General features: G+C 44.1%; 17 protein-coding genes. 2 read left to right on the top strand and 15 right to left on the bottom strand.

Features of this window, described 5'->3' with window-relative positions; translation table 11 throughout:
• The first annotated feature begins 141 nt into the window (after positions 1 to 141).
• Positions 142 to 312, top strand: a complete 171-nt coding sequence (locus tag FW774_RS02315; protein WP_149346539.1) for a FeoB-associated Cys-rich membrane protein — start codon at positions 142 to 144, stop codon at positions 310 to 312.
• Between the two features lie 152 nt (positions 313 to 464).
• Here FW774_RS02315 and ispF read toward each other — a convergent pair whose 3' ends face one another.
• A complete protein-coding gene (ispF, locus tag FW774_RS02310; RefSeq protein WP_149346538.1) occupies positions 465 to 947 on the bottom strand; it encodes a 2-C-methyl-D-erythritol 2,4-cyclodiphosphate synthase in 483 nt (160 codons plus the stop codon).
• Entirely contained in the window at positions 944 to 2,107 is a 1,164-nt protein-coding gene (porV, locus tag FW774_RS02305) for a type IX secretion system outer membrane channel protein PorV (protein ID WP_149346537.1), read from the bottom strand. The genes ispF and porV overlap by 4 nt, the downstream gene beginning before the upstream one ends.
• Before the next feature lie 226 nt (positions 2,108 to 2,333).
• Here porV and FW774_RS02300 point away from each other — a divergent pair, with 226 nt between their 5' ends.
• Positions 2,334 to 4,010: an SUMF1/EgtB/PvdO family nonheme iron enzyme gene (locus tag FW774_RS02300; RefSeq protein WP_149346536.1), complete on the top strand. Its 1,677-nt coding sequence runs from the start codon at positions 2,334 to 2,336 to the stop codon at positions 4,008 to 4,010.
• Positions 4,011 to 4,681: 671 nt separating this feature from the next.
• On the opposite strand, the gene FW774_RS02295 is transcribed toward FW774_RS02300, so the two are convergent.
• From FW774_RS02295 to FW774_RS02235, 13 genes are all read right to left on the bottom strand, one after another.
• A complete protein-coding gene (locus FW774_RS02295) occupies positions 4,682 to 5,524 on the bottom strand; it encodes a DUF4249 domain-containing protein (protein ID WP_242457677.1) in 843 nt (280 codons plus the stop codon).
• Positions 5,521 to 8,091, bottom strand: a complete 2,571-nt coding sequence (locus FW774_RS02290; protein WP_242457676.1) for a TonB-dependent receptor — start codon at positions 8,089 to 8,091, stop codon at positions 5,521 to 5,523. Before FW774_RS02290 ends, FW774_RS02295 begins: the two co-directional genes overlap by 4 nt.
• A 62-nt stretch (positions 8,092 to 8,153) precedes the next feature.
• On the bottom strand, positions 8,154 to 9,137 hold the full coding sequence (locus FW774_RS02285; protein WP_149346535.1) for a FecR family protein: 984 nt from the start codon (positions 9,135 to 9,137) through the stop codon (positions 8,154 to 8,156).
• 6 nt (positions 9,138 to 9,143) lie between these two features.
• Complete coding sequence (locus tag FW774_RS02280) at positions 9,144 to 9,752, bottom strand: RNA polymerase sigma factor (RefSeq protein WP_149346534.1); 609 nt, start codon at positions 9,750 to 9,752, stop codon at positions 9,144 to 9,146.
• A 26-nt stretch (positions 9,753 to 9,778) separates the two neighbouring features.
• Positions 9,779 to 10,198, bottom strand: a complete 420-nt coding sequence (locus FW774_RS02275) for a CHRD domain-containing protein (protein WP_149346533.1) — start codon at positions 10,196 to 10,198, stop codon at positions 9,779 to 9,781.
• A gap of 164 nt (positions 10,199 to 10,362) precedes the next feature.
• On the bottom strand, positions 10,363 to 11,457 hold the full coding sequence (locus FW774_RS02270; protein ID WP_149346532.1) for a DegT/DnrJ/EryC1/StrS family aminotransferase: 1,095 nt from the start codon (positions 11,455 to 11,457) through the stop codon (positions 10,363 to 10,365).
• Positions 11,414 to 11,806: a sugar 3,4-ketoisomerase gene (locus FW774_RS02265; protein WP_149346531.1), complete on the bottom strand. Its 393-nt coding sequence runs from the start codon at positions 11,804 to 11,806 to the stop codon at positions 11,414 to 11,416. Before FW774_RS02265 ends, FW774_RS02270 begins: the two co-directional genes overlap by 44 nt.
• Positions 11,794 to 12,795, bottom strand: a complete 1,002-nt coding sequence (locus FW774_RS02260) for a glycosyl transferase (RefSeq protein WP_149346530.1) — start codon at positions 12,793 to 12,795, stop codon at positions 11,794 to 11,796. The genes FW774_RS02265 and FW774_RS02260 overlap by 13 nt, the downstream gene beginning before the upstream one ends.
• A complete protein-coding gene (locus FW774_RS02255; RefSeq protein WP_242457675.1) occupies positions 12,788 to 13,597 on the bottom strand; it encodes a methyltransferase, TIGR04325 family in 810 nt (269 codons plus the stop codon). Before FW774_RS02255 ends, FW774_RS02260 begins: the two co-directional genes overlap by 8 nt.
• Positions 13,598 to 13,859: 262 nt before the next feature.
• Positions 13,860 to 14,951: a glutaminyl-peptide cyclotransferase gene (locus FW774_RS02250; protein WP_149346528.1), complete on the bottom strand. Its 1,092-nt coding sequence runs from the start codon at positions 14,949 to 14,951 to the stop codon at positions 13,860 to 13,862.
• Positions 14,929 to 15,291 (bottom strand): YraN family protein, encoded by a 363-nt coding sequence (locus FW774_RS02245; protein WP_149346527.1) that lies wholly within the window; start codon positions 15,289 to 15,291, stop codon positions 14,929 to 14,931. The genes FW774_RS02250 and FW774_RS02245 overlap by 23 nt, the downstream gene beginning before the upstream one ends.
• 2 nt (positions 15,292 to 15,293) lie before the next feature.
• Entirely contained in the window at positions 15,294 to 17,216 is a 1,923-nt protein-coding gene (dnaG, locus tag FW774_RS02240) for a DNA primase (protein ID WP_149346526.1), read from the bottom strand.
• Positions 17,217 to 17,312: 96 nt separating this feature from the next.
• Positions 17,313 to 18,848, bottom strand: coding sequence for a glycoside hydrolase family 10 protein (locus FW774_RS02235; protein ID WP_149346525.1), 1,536 nt, complete (start codon positions 18,846 to 18,848; stop codon positions 17,313 to 17,315).
• Positions 18,849 to 18,903 lie beyond the last annotated feature (55 nt).

The raw sequence follows: 18,903 nt of genomic DNA, 5'->3' as shown, positions 1-18,903 counted from the left end.
TTGCGCAAAGGTACGCTTATTTTACCAGACTTTTATGCCGGGCACCACTTTTCATTTTACCGGAACTAACGGAACGGCCTGCCTGTTAATTATTTTAAACAAACCTGACATTGCTTTTGCTGTAATACGTTATTTTTGTATATGACTTTTCAGGGAATTCTTGTAGCTCTGGTATTTCTGCTTGCGGCCGCTTACATCGGCAGGTCTGTTTACCGCAATTTGCATTCAAAAAAAGGCTGTAGCAGCGGCTGCGGTAAATGTGGCGTTGATTTTTCAGAGATCAAACCCGGCGATACCGTGAAGCAAAAATAGTATTGGTTGAAGTTTAGCCAGGCCCGCAGCGTACCGGCCCCGCTACCCGGGGCAATCTATAATTATTAACCCTTCTCAATCTCCATTGTCCACTCTCAACTCTCCTCTGTCCATTGTCCATTCTCAATTGTCCACTATCCCCTGTCAAAGGCTCACTTTTTACTCTCTATCAGGCAAACCGCATAGGCAACTACACCTTCCTGTCTGCCAATAAATCCCATACTTTCGTTCGTGGTGGCTTTAATGGATATATCGTCTGTATCAATACCTATCGCGTTGGCAATATTTTTTTTCATCTGTTCAACATGAGGGTTTACCTTAGGAGCTTCCAGGCAGATCATCGCGTCAATATTACCTACCGCCCAGCCCTTTTCGCGAAGCAGCTTCACACACTCCTTGAGTAAAACAAGACTGCTTACTCCCTTCCACCGATCATCCGTATTTGAAAAATGATACCCGATATCCCGCAGGTTGGCGGCACCCAACAAGGCATCGCAGATAGCGTGTACCAATACATCCGCATCCGAATGTCCATACGCTCCGCTATGATGCTCCAGCCGGACGCCTCCCATGATAAAAGGATGGTTGGCTTTAAGCTGGTGAACATCGAAACCAAACCCTACGCGGATCTTCATTTCTTGTCAAAGTTAAATGATAAGGTAAACCGCAGCGTATTAGCCAACGGACTTTTATCCTGGCTGGCCACCAGATAAGCAAAATCCAGCATGAAGATGTTGTATTTCAAACCGGCTCCGAGCGAAAGATATTGCCGGTCGCCTTTATTAGGATTTTCGTAGAAGTAACCGGCACGTAACGCGAATTGCTTATTATACCAATACTCTGCACCGAATGAATAGCTGATCTCCTGCATTTCTTCTTTAAAGCCTCCCTGGGCATCGCCAAATGAGCTGAAAATAGCTGAAGGAACCGACATATCCGATTGATCAACCAGGGTGCCATCGCTATTATATTGAGGCGATGGAACTAATAGCTTATTTAAATCCAATGCAAAAGTCAGCTCGCTGAAATCATCCAGAAAAAAGGTGTTAGCTGCGCCGATCTTCAGATTGGTAGGCAGGAAAATCTTGGTTCCGCCATCCGTATAACTGATTTTATTGCCGATGTTCGAAATGTTTACTCCCAGAGCAAAGCGGGCATCCTTACCCATCATCTGGGTCTCTTTTTTATAGTATCCCGAAACATCAGCAGCCAGCGCCGTTCCCGGATGAGTATCCTGCCCGGAGCTAAACTGCCCGTTTACCAGGTTAGAATAGATGAACCGTAAGCCTGTTCCCAGCGAAAAGCTGTCGCCAAATTTGCGGGCATACGTTCCGCCTACAGAAAATTCATTAGGGCTATACGTTTGCAAAGAGTTACCCTGATCATCAGTGTACTGTATCTGCCCCAGCGAGAAGTAGCGTATTGATCCGCCAATAACATTGCGGTCGTCAATGCGATGATAAGCCGATACGTATGCTAAATCGATATCCGGAACAAGCTTTTGCAGCCAGGGTGTATACGAAACCGAAATTCCGGTAGCATTTTCAACAAATGCCAGCTTTGAAGGATTCCAATGCACAGCATTTGCATCCGGCGAAAGCGCTACACCAACATCGCCCATCGCTCCCGAACGGGCGTCAGGGGCAATGAGCAGAAACGGAACGCCTGTTTGAATAATACCCGACCCGACCCGGCCATCGGTTGTTGTTTCTCCCCCGCCATTAACCTGGGCGTATACTATTTGGCATCCCGCTAAGAATGGCACAATAAAAAGCGCTAATTTTTTATGGTTCATAATCTAAATTTTCTGGCAAGAAACACTCTTCCAAGTATCTCAAAACTGTTTCCCGCCGAAAGTTACATTAAACTGTATAAAAACGAAAATATTAAAAAAACAGGTATGTAATAAAATATCCATAACGAAAGAATGATTAAAACCGTATAACAGCAGATATTTTTACTTTTCTATAGTTTTTATGAAAATTAGTATCTTAGCGAGATTTATTACGTATTGTTATACAATGAAGAGAGTAGCTGCTTTGTACGTATCATGCCTGGTTATCCTGAGCATTGTTGGTTCGTCGTGTTCAAGCAAGAAAAAAGGAAGCTCAGCTTCCTCAAAGACCGGCTGGAAATATAATGACAAATATAATGGCGGGTTTCAGGTGGCTCCAAAGGTTAAGCCCGGCCCCGGCCCCGGCCTGGTAGCCATTGAGGGCGGTTCCTTTGTGATGGGCGGAAGCCTTGCACAGGATCTTGCCTATGAATATGATGCATCCAGAAGAAGGGTGACCGTTCCGTCGTTCTACATGGACGAAACTGAAGTGGCCAATGTTGACTGGCTGGAATATTTGTACTGGATACGGCGTAATTTTCCCGATGACAGGGAATATTATTACAATGCATTGCCCGATACACTGGTTTGGCGCAGGCCGTTATCATACAACGATCCTTATGTAACCAATTACCTCAGGCACCCGGCTTTTCAGGATTACCCGGTAGTTGGTGTAACCTGGGAACAGGCAAACGCTTATTGCGAATGGCGCACAGACCGTGTGAACGAGCAGATTTTGCGTGAACGTGGAGCCCTATTGGATTATAAAAGCCTGGCAACAGGCAAAGGAAAATCAAACGGTGCGGCTGCTGCCCCGGCACAAAATGGCGGCACAGGAAACGCCAACAGTGCTGTCTCGGCACAAAATGACAGTATCAAACCGTTCAACACCGATATTTATTTAAATGGTCAGTATCGTGGTGAAGGTATCGATGGTAAAAAAATGCCTAAAGATTTAAATCCGGCAGCAACGGCAACTAAAGGCAAAGCGCCAACCCGTCCCGTACGTTTTGAAGATGGTGTTTTAAAACAACCATACCGTTTACCTTCTGAGGCAGAGTGGGAATATGCCGCTTTAGGACTGATCGGCAATACAGAATACGAAAACATATCTGATTACAAGATCTACCCCTGGAATGGATTAGGTGTACGTTCATCTAAAAAGAAAACCCAGGGATTAATTATGGCCAACTTTAAACGCGGAGCCGGTGATAACATGGGCGTTGGCGGTTATTTGAATGATAAAGCCGACATTACAGCCCCGGTAAAGAGCTATATGCCTAACGATTTCGGACTGTATAACATGGCCGGCAATGTAAACGAATGGGTGGCTGACACTTATCGTAAGCTAAGCTTTGAAGATTTTGAAGATTTCAGCCCGTTCCGCGGAAACGTTTATGTAAACAAGCGTTTAGCTGATAAAGACAAGGGCATTTATGCCAAAGATAAATACGGTCGCCCGATAAAAGACCCTGCAAAATCAGGCAGAAAACAGAAGTGGGAAGAATTGGCTGATACCGCGGCAACAGCAAATGCAGCAAATGCCGGCACTGCTCCTGGTTCAGCCATTGCTGGTAAACCGTATAATCCCGACTTCAGAGGTGAATTAGATACCGTAAACCAGGCTTTATATGGTACAACAACTCTGGTTAACGACCGTTCAAAAGTATATAAGGGCGGTTCATGGAATGACCGGGCTTACTGGCTTAACCCTGCTACCCGCCGTTTTATGCAGCAGGATGAAAGCAGTGCCGAAGTTGGTTTCAGATGTGCCATGAGCATGGTGGGTGCAGCAGAAATTTCCTCTAAGGGAAAACCTCACTTTACGCAGCCACCATCAAAAGCACCTAAAAAGATTCGATAAATTAGTTTCAGCACTGTTGTGCTCAAATTGACTATTCAAAAAGAGGGTGTCTAAAAAGCCCTTATCTTGACGCGAATGCGAAGTTTCGGGATGAATCGAGTTCAGGGTGACGAAGAAGTAGGCTTTTTAGACACCCTCTTTTTTGTAAACCGGAGCCTTATAGAGTTGAGCTCATTCTGGCTTTTTAGATAACTTCCTTATTTACCTGATAAAGCTACAGGCTTTAAAGTTACAGAACGAAGCCGGAGCTTCGCTCAATCGGGCGATTTCACCATATTTATTGGAATTCTTAAAGTTTTTAGGTGTAATTACCGGGTTATCCACGTGTAAAGGAATGGGCGTGCGCCGGATTTTTCTTCGATTTAGTAGGAGCAACTTATTCACAAATAGCCACCGATGGATGGATGCCGCAAATTGCGTTCATGCTTCTTCCATTTTTACTCTGGGCAGGCTCATACAGCTATTACCGCCGGCGCTTATCAACCGAATCATAAATCCAACAGTCCATAATCTTTAGCTCGACGGGATTTATAATCTGGTTAATCAGCCAAGTCGCACAGTTATCGATACTTAAACTTAAGCAAGTATGATATTGGCCTGCGATACAATCGCAATACTCGTACATCCGCATTACAAACGCTGACGATCTCATTAAAGGATCAGATACTTTATTATCGTATCAGTTCGCTTGTCCTGTATCTTCTCACATCAACATCGGTAACATAAAAATATCCCTGTGCATTGCCAGAAATATTTCCATTGATCTTGGCCGGTACGCCCGAAAAAATACCTTTCCATTCTGTTTCCTGGAAAAGGGCATACAAATAACGGGCATAACGCTCCGTCATGGAGAATTTATAAATCGTGATAAATTCGTCGGCTTTCAATTCAAACTTCCTGCTTTGGTTGGTAAGCGGGTAAAGAGAGTTTGGCGATCCCAAAGAATGCGTATATGAGTAGTAGTTCGCCTCGTCAAACTTTGCAGGATTCCAGGCAGGAATGCCCCTGTAGGCTATAAGCCATTTTGATGAATACAGGTATCCGAAAGTGTGTTTCGGAATGATCCCCGACACATTACCTGAAGCCATTTTAATAGCCGACAGGGGAAGATAGTCGTCATTGATATTGATCACCTGGCGTAGAGTATCGGTTGCCAGGTATTCCCGGTTGTTGTAACGTATTGTTAAGGTATATACCTTATTATAATTGGTATTATTATTAACTACTGCTGAATACACTCCCCGAGTTGCAGTTTCGTGAAAAGCGATATTATTCTTCCCGTCATTTACCTTTACATCAGCATTGCTCACTGGTTTTGGTAAAGAATCAGGGTGAAGCGCCGGTTTAGTCAGCCGGATATATTGTGTCCGTTGGTACGTATTAATCCCTCCCTCTACGGCCAGGTCATAAATAGTTTCGGACTTCATAAAAGGAAGCTCAGGATTATCTTTCCCGCAATTTACCAATAGCATGGATACTAACAGCAGCACAATGTTCCTGGTAGTGTTCATCATATTCTGAAGTTATAGGAGATCCAGGGTAAAATACCCGAAGCATATTCTATCTGCGGGATATCTGCTGTGCTGTTCATCTGCCGGAGACGATAAAACAGCGGGTTTTTACGATTGAACACATTATATACGCCAACCGAAACAACGCTGCTGAATGTTTTTTTCGATTTGTCAGGAGAACCGGTAAAATATCGTGCCGACAGATCAAGCCTGTAAAAATCAGGATATCGCGATGTATTTCTTCCTTCGAAAATGGGAACCTGCACATTATCGTGCCAATAATATCCTACAGGCAGCGTTAAGGGTCTTCCGGTAGCATAGGTGTAAAAAGAGCCGAGCGCAATCCTATCGGTAGCTTTATATTCTACCTGGAGCTTTACCTCATGTGGAATATCGAAATTAGCTGCAAAACGCTTTCCCTCGTTAATTTGCATTATCTTACGGAACGCCCTTGAATAAACATAGGAAAGATCGCCTGTAAAGCGTCCAAGATTCTTTTTAAAATTAAACTCCATGCCATAAGCGTCGGACACGCCTTTCAGCAAAGCCTGCCTTACCGAAGGATTCTGAATAATCTGTACGTGCTCACCCAGTTCCTGCTGGTTGTACATTCTTTTGTAATAGAAATCTACAGAACCGCTATACCCTTCTGCCGGCCGGTATTCAAAGCCGGCAGACCAGTGATCTGACCGCTGAGGCTTTAATAACGAGGATGAAGGCAGCCAGGTTTCGAGCGATGAAAAAGCAAGTTCCGTACTCTGTATCAGCTGTATAAATTGCCTGTTGTGATTATAGGTAAGATGTGCCCGTCCCTGTGGAAATAGCCAGGCAACGTTTATGCGGGGCTCTAACCCGACATACTGACTGATATCCTTGGCATTTAGTTTATTACCCTGTCCGTCAAAAACATCATCCAGGTCTTCTGTTGTCCTGAAAAGTGTTGCCCTTATCCCATAATTCAGTTCCAGCACATTTCTTATGGTTAATTGCTGGCTGATATAAGCCGCATAGTCAAATGATTGGTCTCTTGAAATATTAAATTCGCCGGGAAAGGCATTGGTTGCTTCGCCGGGAATAAAACGGTGCCAGGTTCCGGCGAGGCCAAATTTGATGTTGTTGAACCTACTTTGATAATAGGAGAAATCGCCTTTCAGCCCGATGTCTTTAACTCCAGTTTTCCACTGATATTTTTCTGAAAGCGTATCGGCATTTACATCCAGTAAATTAATGTAATTACTATAAATGGCAGAAACATTCAAAAAAAGGCGTGAGCTGAAAATATGGTTCCAGCGTAGGGTAGAGGCCAAATTTCCCCATTTATTGGAGTACGAATTTTTGGAATTTAAATAATCATCGCCAAAATAGAAGGAATACAGTATGCGATTACGATTATTTACCTGGTAATTGGTCTTAAAGTTAAAATCGTAGTAAGTAGACTGATGATTGGCAAGCCGGAACCTGTAATCAAACAGGTCGAGCAGGCTTCTGCGGAAGCTAACCAAAAATGAACCCTTTTCTTTTACAGTTGGCCCTTCTACTGCAAGGCGGGCGGATAGGAGGCTCACCCCTCCCTTTACATGAAATTCCTTATTATTTCCTTCGGCCATCCGGTTATCTATTACAGACGACAGCCGTCCGCCAAAAGCCGCGGGCATATAGTCGCGGTAAACCTGCACGTTCTTCATCGCATCAGGGTTAAATATAGATACCAGCCCGAATAAATGAGAAGGGTTATAGATCATTGCTTCGTCCAGCATGATCAGGTTCTGATCCATGTTGCCTCCGCGGATAAATAAGCCTGAGCTTCCCTCGGTCATAGCCTTAATACCGTGCTGCATCTGCAACGCTTTGATCACATCTTCCTCGCCTGCATAGTAGGGCAGCTCTTTAATATTATCGGGCAGAAGATTGGTTTCATAATTCGGCCCCAACGGATGCAGGAGGGATTTTGTATCAATGGCAATCTCTTTCAGGTCATTGGTTTTTTGCGTTAACCCGATCTCAAGCGTCTGTGCTTTATCCAGGTGAACCGTTCTGGTTTCTGTCTGGTATCCAATGTGCGAAATATGAATCACATAATCGCCTTCGGGTAATGTAAGTGAGTAAAATCCATATTGGTTGGTTATCACCCCGGTGTTGAGCTGCGGGACAAAAATATTTGCTCCTATCAGCTCTTCGCCCGAGCTTTTATCTCTTAAATGCCCATCAATGGTAACGGCGTTGATCTTTTTCTTGATGACAACCTGGTTACCATAAATCTCATAACCCAGACCGGTGCCAAAAAGTACATTTTTCAGGATGTCTTCCAGGGGAACGGCCACGAAGACCTGGTTAACAGGCTTCAATCCCATAAAGATAGCGGGATCAAAAGCAAAAGGGACTTTAGTCCTTGACTGTAACCTGAGCATGACCCTGCTTAAAGAATCGTTCTGAAAGCGAATAGTAAGGGGCTGCGACAGGACAGGAGGTTCCTGGGCATGTACGGGACGGAACTGCTGGATAATTAACAGGAAAGAAAACAGTAAGAGTATCCTGAACATGCCTTTCAATGCTGCCGGAGCGTTTATCAAAAAGCGATATTATTGTTTATTATTCAATAACGCAATACCTCCGGGCGCATTTGTTCCCTCATTTATTCCATTAGTATATAACGCCCGCTAACTTTTTTAAAATTGCAGCCTAAAGATGCCGAGACAATAACCAGGGCGCTGTCGATGGTTTGATAATGTAAATGTGCCGTGAGCCTTCTGTTCTTTAAGGCATCGCCTTTCAGCGTGAGTTTTGCATGATAGGTATTTTCGAGCTGCTTTACAACGTAAGGTAATGGCGAATTGACAAATACCAGCTTCTTATCCAGCCACGATTTATAGTTAATATTTACGTTGGGAGTATCAGAGAGCTTGTTTTCAGCCGCTATAAAAGTACCCTGCATTCCCGGTTCCAGTATAAGCTGGCGCTTATCTAAAGCGTGTTTTAACGCCACTTTTCCGGTTTGCACAATCAGGTTTACGTCGTTACTGTTACGGCTCACGTTAAAACTGGTTCCCAGATCTATTGCCGTTACTTTCCCCAGATTAATGGTAAAAGGCCGATCCGGATCATGCCTCACATTAAAAAATGCTTCACCATACATAAGGTTCAAATCTCTTGCTCTTTTATAGCTGGTACCGTTATATTGTATAGATGTATTCTGGTTAAGCGCCGCCACAGAGCCATCCGGTAATACTATTTCCTTATGCTCATTACTTGCTGTTGAAATGGTGATATTGCCGTTGCCTTGATTATAAAAATAATATCCCAAAACTAAGAGTAATGATGCAGCAATACCGACCCACCATTTTGTCGTACCGGCCAGCTTTGTCACTTTGCTCTCATGCACCAGCAGCAGCCTTTTTTCAAAAGAGGCCCATGCCGTGTCAGCATTTGCCTTTTGACGTATTGCCAGTATATCCATCTCCTTATAGATGCGATCATATTCCTGCCAGGTTTCTTCATTCCGGGGACTGGCGTCACGCCAATGTTTTAACTCCAGCTTCTCATCAGGACTGAGGTTGCCTTCCAGGTCATCAATGATGCGGGTTATAAGCTCTTCCTCATTATGATTTAACTCTCCCATTATTTCCTATTTTAAAACAGCTATTGCTGCTGAAATTATGATTATTAAAAGCGCCGTTCCAACAGCCAAAACCTGGCGAAGTCTGGCAAATCCATACGTTAAATGATTTTTTACTGTTTTGATTGAAATGTTTAGGCTGTCGGCTATCTCCTGCTGTTTCATTTTTTCAAAGCGGCTCATCATCATTACTTTTTTGCATTGTGGCGGTAAAAGCTCCAGGGCTTTCTCTAACCGTAACAGCAGGTTCTCCTGTTCTTCATATCTGCTGTCTGTTAACTCTTCTGTTTCAGAATTATCCAGACCGTACTTCTCTTGCTTTTTAGTACTGCCCTTTTCCTTCTTTATGTAATTTAAGGAGGTATTGATGACAGAACGTATGAGATAATTTTTCATGGATGATTCGATCTGTATGTGATCAGCCTTGTGCCAGATGGAAATGAACACATCATTTACCATTTCTTCAGCTATTTCATGCTGTCCCACGTAACGGTATGATAACGTATAAAGTCCTGTATAATATGTTTTATAAAGCGTTTCAAATACCTTTCTATCTCTCAGCCTGATAGCTTCTATAATATCCCTGTCTTTTTCAGGTTGATTATGTTTGTCAGTCATGCTCTGATAAGATAAAACAACCTTTTTTATTTTTGCTTGAGGGTAATGATACCCCTGATTTCGGGTGATCGTGATTCAGAGTCGATGGTAATAAACCAGGCTCCTTTTAACAAGTCTCTTTCCTGCAAAGCCGATAGAACCGTGCTCCCTTTTACCGGCGATTTGTATTTTCCTCCATCGTTTTCCGGAACTTTCCAGAGTAAGGTTCCGGCCGATCCTCTTGCCCCTCGTTTAAACAAAATAGCCCGGGGGGTTACTCCCTCGAAACTCAGGGTGTAAGTAAAAACCATTGTACTTTCATCATAGGCGCCCTTTAGCATACCCTTTGCCTCCGAATCATTATTAGCTTCCTTATTATCTATCCTTGCCGTAACGGAATATGACCTCACTGGCGCTTTTAACCTGGCATCGCGGGTAGATAATTCTTCCTTTAAACAAGACGTCATTATTATGGCAACCAACAAAATAACCAGATATAAGCCTCTTGCGTTCTTCAATTTCTTTACTTTTTCTGCGAAATGAATGTTTATCTGCTTTATATCATATTTTAATTTAATAATATGACAACAAAAGCGAATAAAGTCCTATATACAAAGCTACTCTTATTTGGTTAAAACGCATTTAATAGTTCTATAACCCGCTCAATCTGGCTTTCCGTATGGCAAAATGAAACAGGAAGGCTCAGAGTAGTGCGGTGTATTTCCTCCGATATCGGGAAATGCCCCTTCAGATGATCTTTCAGGGCCTTCTGGTGATGAGGCGGCACAGGATAATGAATTTCGGTTATAACGCCGTTCTTTGAAAGATATTCCCTTATTTCCTGCCTGCGGGGATGCCTGATAGCGTAAATATGGTAAACATCGAAATAATCGGAGTGCACAACCGGTTTGATGTAATCATCTTTCAGGTGCTCCTGGTAAAGCGCTGCCAGCTTCCTTTTATGATGGTTTATGAGGTCAAGCTTTTTGAGCTTTATGGAAAGAAAACCTGCCTGAATTTCATCTAATCTTGAATTGATGCCGATATATTCATTGATATATTTTTCCGTTGAACCGTAATTGCGAAGCGCCCGAACCATTGCCATCAGCGAAGAATTATTGCCGGTAAGAGCGCCCCCGTCACCTAACGCCCCGAGATTCTTTGTCGGGTAAAAGCTGAAAGCCCCAAAGTCGCCAAATGTTCCTGTTTTCTTTCCCTTAAACATAGCCCCATGCGATTGAGCGCAATCTTCAACAACCTTTAGGTCATACCTGTCGGCAATTGTTAGTATTGCCTCCATATTGCAGGCTTTGCCATACAGGTGTACCACCAGGATGGCTTTTGTTTTGAGAGTAATACATTCCTCAATTTTTGCCGGATCGATATTGTAAGTGTGGATATCAGGTTCTGCCAGCACAGGAACTAATCCGCTATGATAGATAGCCAATATAGAGGCGATGTATGTATTCGAAGGTACAATAACTTCGCTTCCAGTGGGAAAGTTGAAAACCTTCAATGCAAGTATTAAGGCATCCAGGCCTGATGCCACCCCGGCACAATGATTTATCCCGCAGTACGCGGCAAATTCTTCCTCAAATGATTTTACCTGGTTGCCGAGTATGAACCACCCGGTGTCGAGCGATTTTGCAAAGCATTGCTTATACTCATCGAAAAAAGGAGCATTAAGCAAATGCAAATTCTCGTATTCTATCGGGATAGGGGTCATAAATGTAATCTTCCGGATCGAAAAATTCCGACGCCAGCACCATTAAAATTGCGTTTTCACTGAAGCTGTGCATCAGATGCCAGTCGGCAGGCTCAATGAGCAGGCACTTCTCCGGCGAATCAAGGATAAATTCTTCTTTATGCGTACCATCGTTATTGCCGATCACACACTGACCCTGGATGCAAATGGCAGCCTGTACCGTTTTGTGATGCCTGTGGCCTCCGCGTATCGAATCATCCACTCCGTAGATGTAAAAAATCCGTTTCACATCAAAAGGGATAATCTTTTCAATGACTGTTAAATTCCCCCGCTTATCAGTGAAGGTTTTCAGGTTAATCAGTTTAGCCATACTCTGTAGAAATAACTAAGGTGATAGTGATTTTTATAATGTCCTTTGAAAAAGACCAGGAAGGTCTTCCTGACAGACTTCCATAGCCAGCTTATTTCTGTCTCAACTTTTACAGGCTTCCAGCCCGAAACCTTGATAATTTCCCGCTCTGTAGCTGAAAGCGTCCTGATATATGGCTCATAGATTGAGCGGATAATATCCTTGCTGAAATGATACCAGCTGGCTATCTGGTAAATATTATTAATGCTCCGTCTAAAATCCTGGAAATGGTAAAATACCAGGTCGAATTCTTTATTGGTTGATAATTCTTTGCCGACCATTCGCCCGTTCTTTTTCTCAAAATGATATTGCTGAACATTCCACGGAGCTACCCCGCCGCCAAGATGTTTAAGCTCATGCACGCAATCAAATATTTCCATCCAGTTGTCCAGGTATTTCTGGTCGCCAAACTTGTTATCTTCAAATCGGGCATGACACCATTCCATGCAGGCATTTTTCCACCAGTTTAAAACATGCATCCCCTCCGGGTTATTTTTAAAGGTCATGAACTGCACACAATACTTGCCACACTTTTTAGTCTGGTCGTATTCAGGGGTATATCGATGCTCGGATATCATCACAGACTTCGGCCCCATTTCATCAACCAAAACCTTAGGATCACTGAAAAACAACAGATCTGCATCGATATAGGTACAGTGATCTAACGAGAATTTATTTATGCAGTAAAGTATGGTAGATGGTGTACATGTCCAGCAATACTCCTGTGACGTCCGTTTTTTCTTTACTTCGAGCAGTTCCTGATCTTCAAATTCGGCCAGGGATATTACGGTCGCTTTAGCAAGATTGAGATTGGATAATATATCATAGCATTTGCTGTCGAAGGCAAAAATATAGAGATGGTAATCATGACAGTATTTCTCCAACGACCTGTACATTGTCAGACCTCTTGAGAGGTAATTGGAATCGAAAAGTGTACAAAAGTTAAGCATAGTGTTTATTGATCAGATAAAAGCCCTTACTGTAACCTACAGAACGACCATCTATACGCATGACCGATTCGCCCGGCACATAGGAGGAAAACTCGCCGCCAATCACGTATTTTCGATGAAAGTGGCTCAGAAACCGTTTTTCATTAAAAAACCAGGAAGGGTAACTGGCCTCATAAATTTCGGGAGGTATATGCTGAATGGTGAGCCTGTCGGCAGGTTCATTAACAAATGCGGTGCGGTCAAAAAGAAGGTACTTAAACCCAAATGATACAAGCTTCTGTAAAAATTCATGCGGATCTTTCAGGTATTGAACTGAACTTGAAAGGAGGACAAAATCAATTTCAATTTCCGACAAACATTCCTCAACTGATGAAAAAAAACGCAGCACTGCGTCTTGAAAATATTCTTTTCCGCAGGTTACGTAATGGGCCTGCTCTACTACGTTCCAGCTTGCACAAACGTTAGGCCCTAAAAATTCCTTTACCTGGTAGTAGGTGCTGCCCAATGAGCCGCCGAAATCCAGTATATGCAGTGGTCTGTTCTCCTTCAGGGCGCTGTGAAGCAGGAATGTAATAAGCGGAAAAGGATACTGTTTCTTATCAAAAAGAACAGAATCCCGTTCATATACCGCATTCCCGGACTTGACCTGTAATAATGCGTAGCGGGTTTTTTCAAGGATGATAGCTGCGTCATAGCCGGAAGTTTCCCTGTACGCCTGTTCCCAGGAAGGGTAATGACCGAACCACCCGTACTTTTTCCCGGTATCGACCTTATTTTTCTTTCTGAAAAGAGAACGTATCACCCTTATTGTTTTCTAAACTTTTCTGAAAGACAACAAAGGCTTGCGATAGTCCTATACGTTCCGGAATATTTTTAAGAAATAATTTGTGGAAAGGCTTAGGGACATTCCAGTTAGTCACAGCCGGTGGCTTAAAAGAATAAGAACGAAGCCAGGGTTTCGTCCTGTCAAAATAGAGTTAAGTATTAGCCTGCGATACAATCGCGATACTCGTACATCCGCGTTGCAAACGCGGACGATCTCTACTTATCCCGTTAAAGCTATTTTACTTCTTTACCAGCTTGATCTCAAACAGTTTACTCCATTTCTTGCCGGTAACAAACAGGCGTTGTTTAGCGGCATCCCAGGCAATGCCGTTCAGCACATCGGTATTGGGAAAGTGATCGGCCGCGGGCAGTAATCCCGTAAGGTTAATTTCGGCTTCCACCTCGCCGGTTTGCGGGTTAATAATGACAATTTTATCAGTTTGGTACACGTTGGCGTAGATCTTCCCGTCAATATATTCCAGTTCATTGAGCTGGGTTACCTCGCCCTTGTTGTCAAATACCTCGATATTCCCAATTTCTTTACAGGAGTCCTTATCCAGGATATAAATGCGGTTACTGCCGTCAGATTTATAGATCTGTTTGCCGTCGAAACACAGTCCCCAGCCTTCGCGACTGGATTGGTACGGAAATTCGCTTAGTTTTTCTAAGGTGTTTTTATTGTAGAAGATCCCATATCCATTTTGCCAGGTAAGCTGTACAATGCGGTTGCCTACCACGGTAATACCTTCGGCAAAAATAGTTTCGGGCATATCAATTTTCTTCAGCACCTTACCGGTTTCGGGTTGTACTTTACGAAGACTTGAGATCCCGATACCGTCATCGGGCACACCGCCGGCGCTTTCGTAAAAAATACCGTCGTGGTATTCCAGTCCCTGTGTATAGCTGCTGGTATCGTGCGGAAAGGTGTTAACAACCTGGTAAGTATATTGCTCCGGCGTTTTTGACGATACTACCACGATGTTGGTAGCAGCTTCTTCAACCTTATCTTTTTTATAAATTTTAGCAGATATCAGGTGATTGCCCAGTGCGATACCTTTGGTGCTAAGTGTCAGGCTGGCGGTATCGGTGCGATGGGCAACCACGGCAGAATCGATGTAATACACGATAGAATCTACTTCCTGCTCGGGCGTAAACTGTAGATCTGCTGTTACGTTGTCGCCGGCCTTAACGCTGGCGCCGGCTTCGGGCGAGATAAACACTACAGACACAGCCGACCGGTTCTGCTTACAGGCGCTTATAAATAACAGGCATAGTACTACGCCACTGATTAAAAAACGGACTGCGGATTTAGATATCGGGCCAAAATGCATCTTCAATATGTTTAATAACGGGAATATTCTCTTTAAATACAATCGCGATGATGTCAAAGCGGATTTCGTTGTTAAAATCCATCAAATGTATATATTCTTCGGCAGCAAATTGCAATAAACGTTGTTTTGCCGGGTGTACAAAATCTTCGGGCTCGCCAAAGTTGGTTTGACTACGGGTTTTAACTTCAACAAATACAATTTTATTATCCTTAAAGGCGATAAGGTCTACTTCGGCTTTGCCGGTGACCCAGTTTTCCTCTAAAATTTCGTAACCTTGCGCTTCCATGAACTGTTTTGCCAACAGCTCGCCTTGTTTGCCGGTGATGAGGTGCTTTGCCAAATTTATTTCACAATAACCGAACCGAGAAATGAGGATATGCCCCGTTCTACTTCTTTAATACGCATGTAGCGCTGCATCAGTATGGCCTGGTTATCCGCGTCCGCCTCGTGTTGCAACTCTTTACGTAGATCTTTTAAAATACGCTCTACCTTACGTTTTTTAAGGTGAAAAATACCGCCCAATACCGTAGCACGCATATTTTCTGATTCTTCCTTTACGTAAATCTTTCGTTTTTCATACCAGTTAGGACTTAGCGAATAAGGCGAAGTAAGCATCGAAACGGCCAATCCGGAAATCTCCGGATCAGTATCCTGGATAAAATCCTGTTCGGTAGGCAGCTCGCCTTTTTCGAACGAAGCGTTATAACGGTCTATAATTTTTTTACAAACCGGATCGGCAAAGGTTACATCCGTAAGGTTTGATATGATGTATGGTGCTATGTAAGTATCCGTAATCTCATCCCAATGTACCAGCAAATGCCCGTAGTTTAACAGCAGGCGTATAATTTCACGCTCCTGATATTCGTCGGTATCAGCCAGTTGTTCCGGTTCAGGTATTGGTGCGTTTACATCAGGTTCAGGCAGCGGCTGCGGTGTTTGTTGCTGGTTTTCTTTGCGCTGTTTGCTGATGCGCATTTTGTTCAGCTCCGAAATCAGCACCCGCTCATCAATCTGCATCAGGCTGCTGCATTCGCGGAGAAATACCGAAGCCTTGATGCTATCGGGTATTTTAGCGATGCTTTCCACCACATCGCGGATAATTTCGGCCTTTTTTATAGGGTCGTTACCGGCATCCTTTAACAGGATGGTGGTTTTATAAAGAATAAAATCTTTCTGATTATTCTCGATGTAGGTTTTAAATGCCGCACTGCCCAATTGCTGTACGTACGAGTCGGGGTCGTGCCCATCCGGGAAGTTGACCACCTTGACGTTCAACCCTTCTTCCAGTATCATATCCAGCCCGCGTAACGAGGCTTTGATACCGGCGGCATCGCCATCGTATAAAATGGTTACGTTTTTGGTAAAGCGGCTTATCAGCCGGATTTGTTCGGTGGTAAGCGATGTTCCGGATGAAGCTACCACGTTCTCAACCCCGGCTTGGTGTACAGACAGCACGTCGGCATAACCTTCTACCAGGTAGCAGTTATCGGCATCGCGGACAGCTTTTTTGGCCTGGAACATGCCGTATAAAACGTTCGATTTATGATAGATGTCGCTCTCGGGCGAGTTAACATATTTCGGGACATTTTTGTCGGTTTTTAGGGTACGGCCGCCGAAACCGATGAGCCTTCCGGTAAGGTTATGGATGGGGAACATTACCCTCCCGCGAAAGCGGTCGTATAGCCGGCCTTTATCATTTTTCAGGGTAAGCCCGGTTTCCTGCAGGTAATCTGCATTAAAACCTTCGGCTAAGGCTTTTTGAGTCATGGCGTCCCACTCATCCGGCGAATAGCCCAACTGGAATTTTTTTACCACATCATCGCGAAAGCCGCGTTCCCTGAAATAGCTCAGGCCGATGCTTTTACCTTCCCCGGTTTCCCACAGGGTTTGCTGGAAAAAATTGCCGGCCCAGGCGGAGATAACAAACAGGCTTTCACGCCGGGTATCAGCTTGTAGCTGCTCCGGCGTTTGCTGAACTTCCTCAATTTCAATATGATACTTGTTGGCCAGGTATTTAAGCGCTTCGGGATACGTGTACTTTTCGTGCTCCATTACAAAGCGCACGGAATCGCCCCCGGCACCACAGCCAAAGCATTTATAAATGCCCTTATTTACCGATACGTGGAATGAGGGCGTTTTCTCGTTGTGAAACGGGCAATTGCCGATCAGGCTGGTGCCCCGCTTTTTAAGGTGCACAAAATCGCCGACAACCTCGTCAATACGGGCAGCTTCTAATATCTTGTCAACGGTTTCTTTAGCAATCATCGTGGGTAATGTATCTCAAAAATACTTGAAGTTATTCAGACTTTGTTAAGTTTTTATCAAGGCACCCTTGTGTATTATTACAGGCTTTTTTAATTTTCAATTTATTTTAACCACAACCAGATTTGACGGGCCGCTTTCGTTTTTAAGACGGTCTAATGCAGTAACGGCGTAAGTATAACGCACATTTTTACGTACGCCATCATCGGTATACGATGTTTGTTTGCCGTCGAACGATATGGTTAGAATGTTTCGCGAATTTTCGATGTTTACTTCTTCGCCCTCATTAAAACGGTAAATCACATAACCGTAGGCTGTTTCGCCATCGCGGGAACGCAAAGGTGTTTTCCAGTTCAGCAAAACCTTATTATTGGCTATGGTTTTTGCCGTAAGCTCCATCGGTTCCAGGGGCGGCGTATTGTCTAACCAAAGCATAGGAGGTTGCAATGCTTTATAGCGGTACAGGTCATATTGCAGCGAATCGCGGATACCGGCCAGGTTACTGGTTAACGATTTCGAGCTGAAAAATACGCTGCCCTGTACCCGGGGATTATTTCGCAGGTAACGGATTTGTCGCGGTATCTGGCTCTTATCACGCCAGCCTTCGCGGTTTTCGGTTACCCGGTACACGCCCTGGCCAATGTACAGGTGCTTGTTATAGGTGTTATTGCTCCACCAGTCCACCAGCTTTTCATAAGGTGCAGCAGCGTAGCCAAATGGAAAATAGATCTGCGGGTTGATGTAATCTATCCAGCCTTCTTTGATCCATTTACGGGCATCGGCATATAAGGCGCTGTAGGCTTCCAGGCCATTGGTTTCAGAACCTTCGGGGTCGCGTTTGCTGTTACGCCAAATCCCGAAAGGGCTTATACCAAATTTAAGGTAATGTTTCGCGGCATGTATACTGTCCGAAAGCTGGTGAATGAGCGTATCTACGTTATGCCGGCGCCAGTCGTCGATGTCGTCAAAATCAGCCCCGTATAAGCGGTAAGTATCGGTATCGGGTAAAAGCTGCCTGCTTTCGGGATATGGATAGAAGTAATCGTCAAAATGCACGCCGTCTATATCGTAATTGCGCACTACATTCATAATGATGCGCACAATGTAGCTTCGTACTTCGGGAATACCGGGATTGAACAGCTTTTTGCCGCCATAGCTGAAAAACCAGCCGGGGTGGGTTTTAGTGATGTGATCTTCGCGGGTATTTTGCGGGTTCATATCCATGGTGGCACGGTACGGATTGAACCAGGCATGCAGCTCCATGCCACGTTTGTGGGCTTCGGTTAGGGCAAATTCAAGCGGATCATAGAAAGGATCAGGAGCGCCGCCCTGCTTTCCGGAGAGGTAGCGGCTCCAGGGTTCTTCGCTTTTGCTGTAAAAAGCATCGGCCGCAGGCCGTACCTGGAACATGATCGCATTAATACCGGTACGCTGGTGCGTATCCAGTATGCGTATCAACTCTTCTTTTTGAGCTTCTGTAGTAAGGCCGGGTTTTGAAGGCCAGTCAATATTGGCCACGGTAGCTATCCAAACTCCCCTGAATTCATGTTTGGGAGGCTCTGATGGTTGGGGTTGCGATAATATATGATTTGAAAAGCATGTAAGTAATCCTGTTAACAGAAAAAGTAATCTCATGAAAATGTTCCCTTTGTAAAGAAAAATGTCAAAGATAGTAATCGCCGGTATGAAT

The sequence above is a fragment of the Pedobacter sp. BS3 genome, from assembly GCF_008274585.1.
Lineage (GTDB): Bacteria > Bacteroidota > Bacteroidia > Sphingobacteriales > Sphingobacteriaceae > Hufsiella_A.
The sequence above is the reverse complement of the archived record's forward strand: the minus strand, read 5'-3'. Positions and strand labels throughout refer to the sequence as shown.

Bases quoted from the DNA above. Each gene is read 5' to 3' on its own strand.
- FW774_RS02315 (WP_149346539.1), top strand. From the start codon at position 142: ATGACTTTTCAGGGAATTCTTGTAGCTCTGGTATTTCTGCTTGCGGCC.
- ispF (WP_149346538.1), bottom strand. From the start codon at position 947: ATGAAGATCCGCGTAGGGTTTGGTTTCGATGTTCACCAGCTTAAAGCC.
- porV (WP_149346537.1), bottom strand. From the start codon at position 2,107: ATGAACCATAAAAAATTAGCGCTTTTTATTGTGCCATTCTTAGCGGGA.
- FW774_RS02300 (WP_149346536.1), top strand. From the start codon at position 2,334: ATGAAGAGAGTAGCTGCTTTGTACGTATCATGCCTGGTTATCCTGAGC.
- FW774_RS02295 (WP_242457677.1), bottom strand. From the start codon at position 5,524: ATGATGAACACTACCAGGAACATTGTGCTGCTGTTAGTATCCATGCTA.
- FW774_RS02285 (WP_149346535.1), bottom strand. From the start codon at position 9,137: ATGGGAGAGTTAAATCATAATGAGGAAGAGCTTATAACCCGCATCATT.
- FW774_RS02280 (WP_149346534.1), bottom strand. From the start codon at position 9,752: ATGACTGACAAACATAATCAACCTGAAAAAGACAGGGATATTATAGAA.
- FW774_RS02275 (WP_149346533.1), bottom strand. From the start codon at position 10,198: ATGACGTCTTGTTTAAAGGAAGAATTATCTACCCGCGATGCCAGGTTA.
- FW774_RS02270 (WP_149346532.1), bottom strand. From the start codon at position 11,457: ATGACCCCTATCCCGATAGAATACGAGAATTTGCATTTGCTTAATGCT.
- FW774_RS02265 (WP_149346531.1), bottom strand. From the start codon at position 11,806: ATGGCTAAACTGATTAACCTGAAAACCTTCACTGATAAGCGGGGGAAT.
- FW774_RS02260 (WP_149346530.1), bottom strand. From the start codon at position 12,795: ATGCTTAACTTTTGTACACTTTTCGATTCCAATTACCTCTCAAGAGGT.
- FW774_RS02250 (WP_149346528.1), bottom strand. From the start codon at position 14,951: ATGCATTTTGGCCCGATATCTAAATCCGCAGTCCGTTTTTTAATCAGT.
- dnaG (WP_149346526.1), bottom strand. From the start codon at position 17,216: ATGATTGCTAAAGAAACCGTTGACAAGATATTAGAAGCTGCCCGTATT.
- FW774_RS02235 (WP_149346525.1), bottom strand. From the start codon at position 18,848: ATGAGATTACTTTTTCTGTTAACAGGATTACTTACATGCTTTTCAAAT.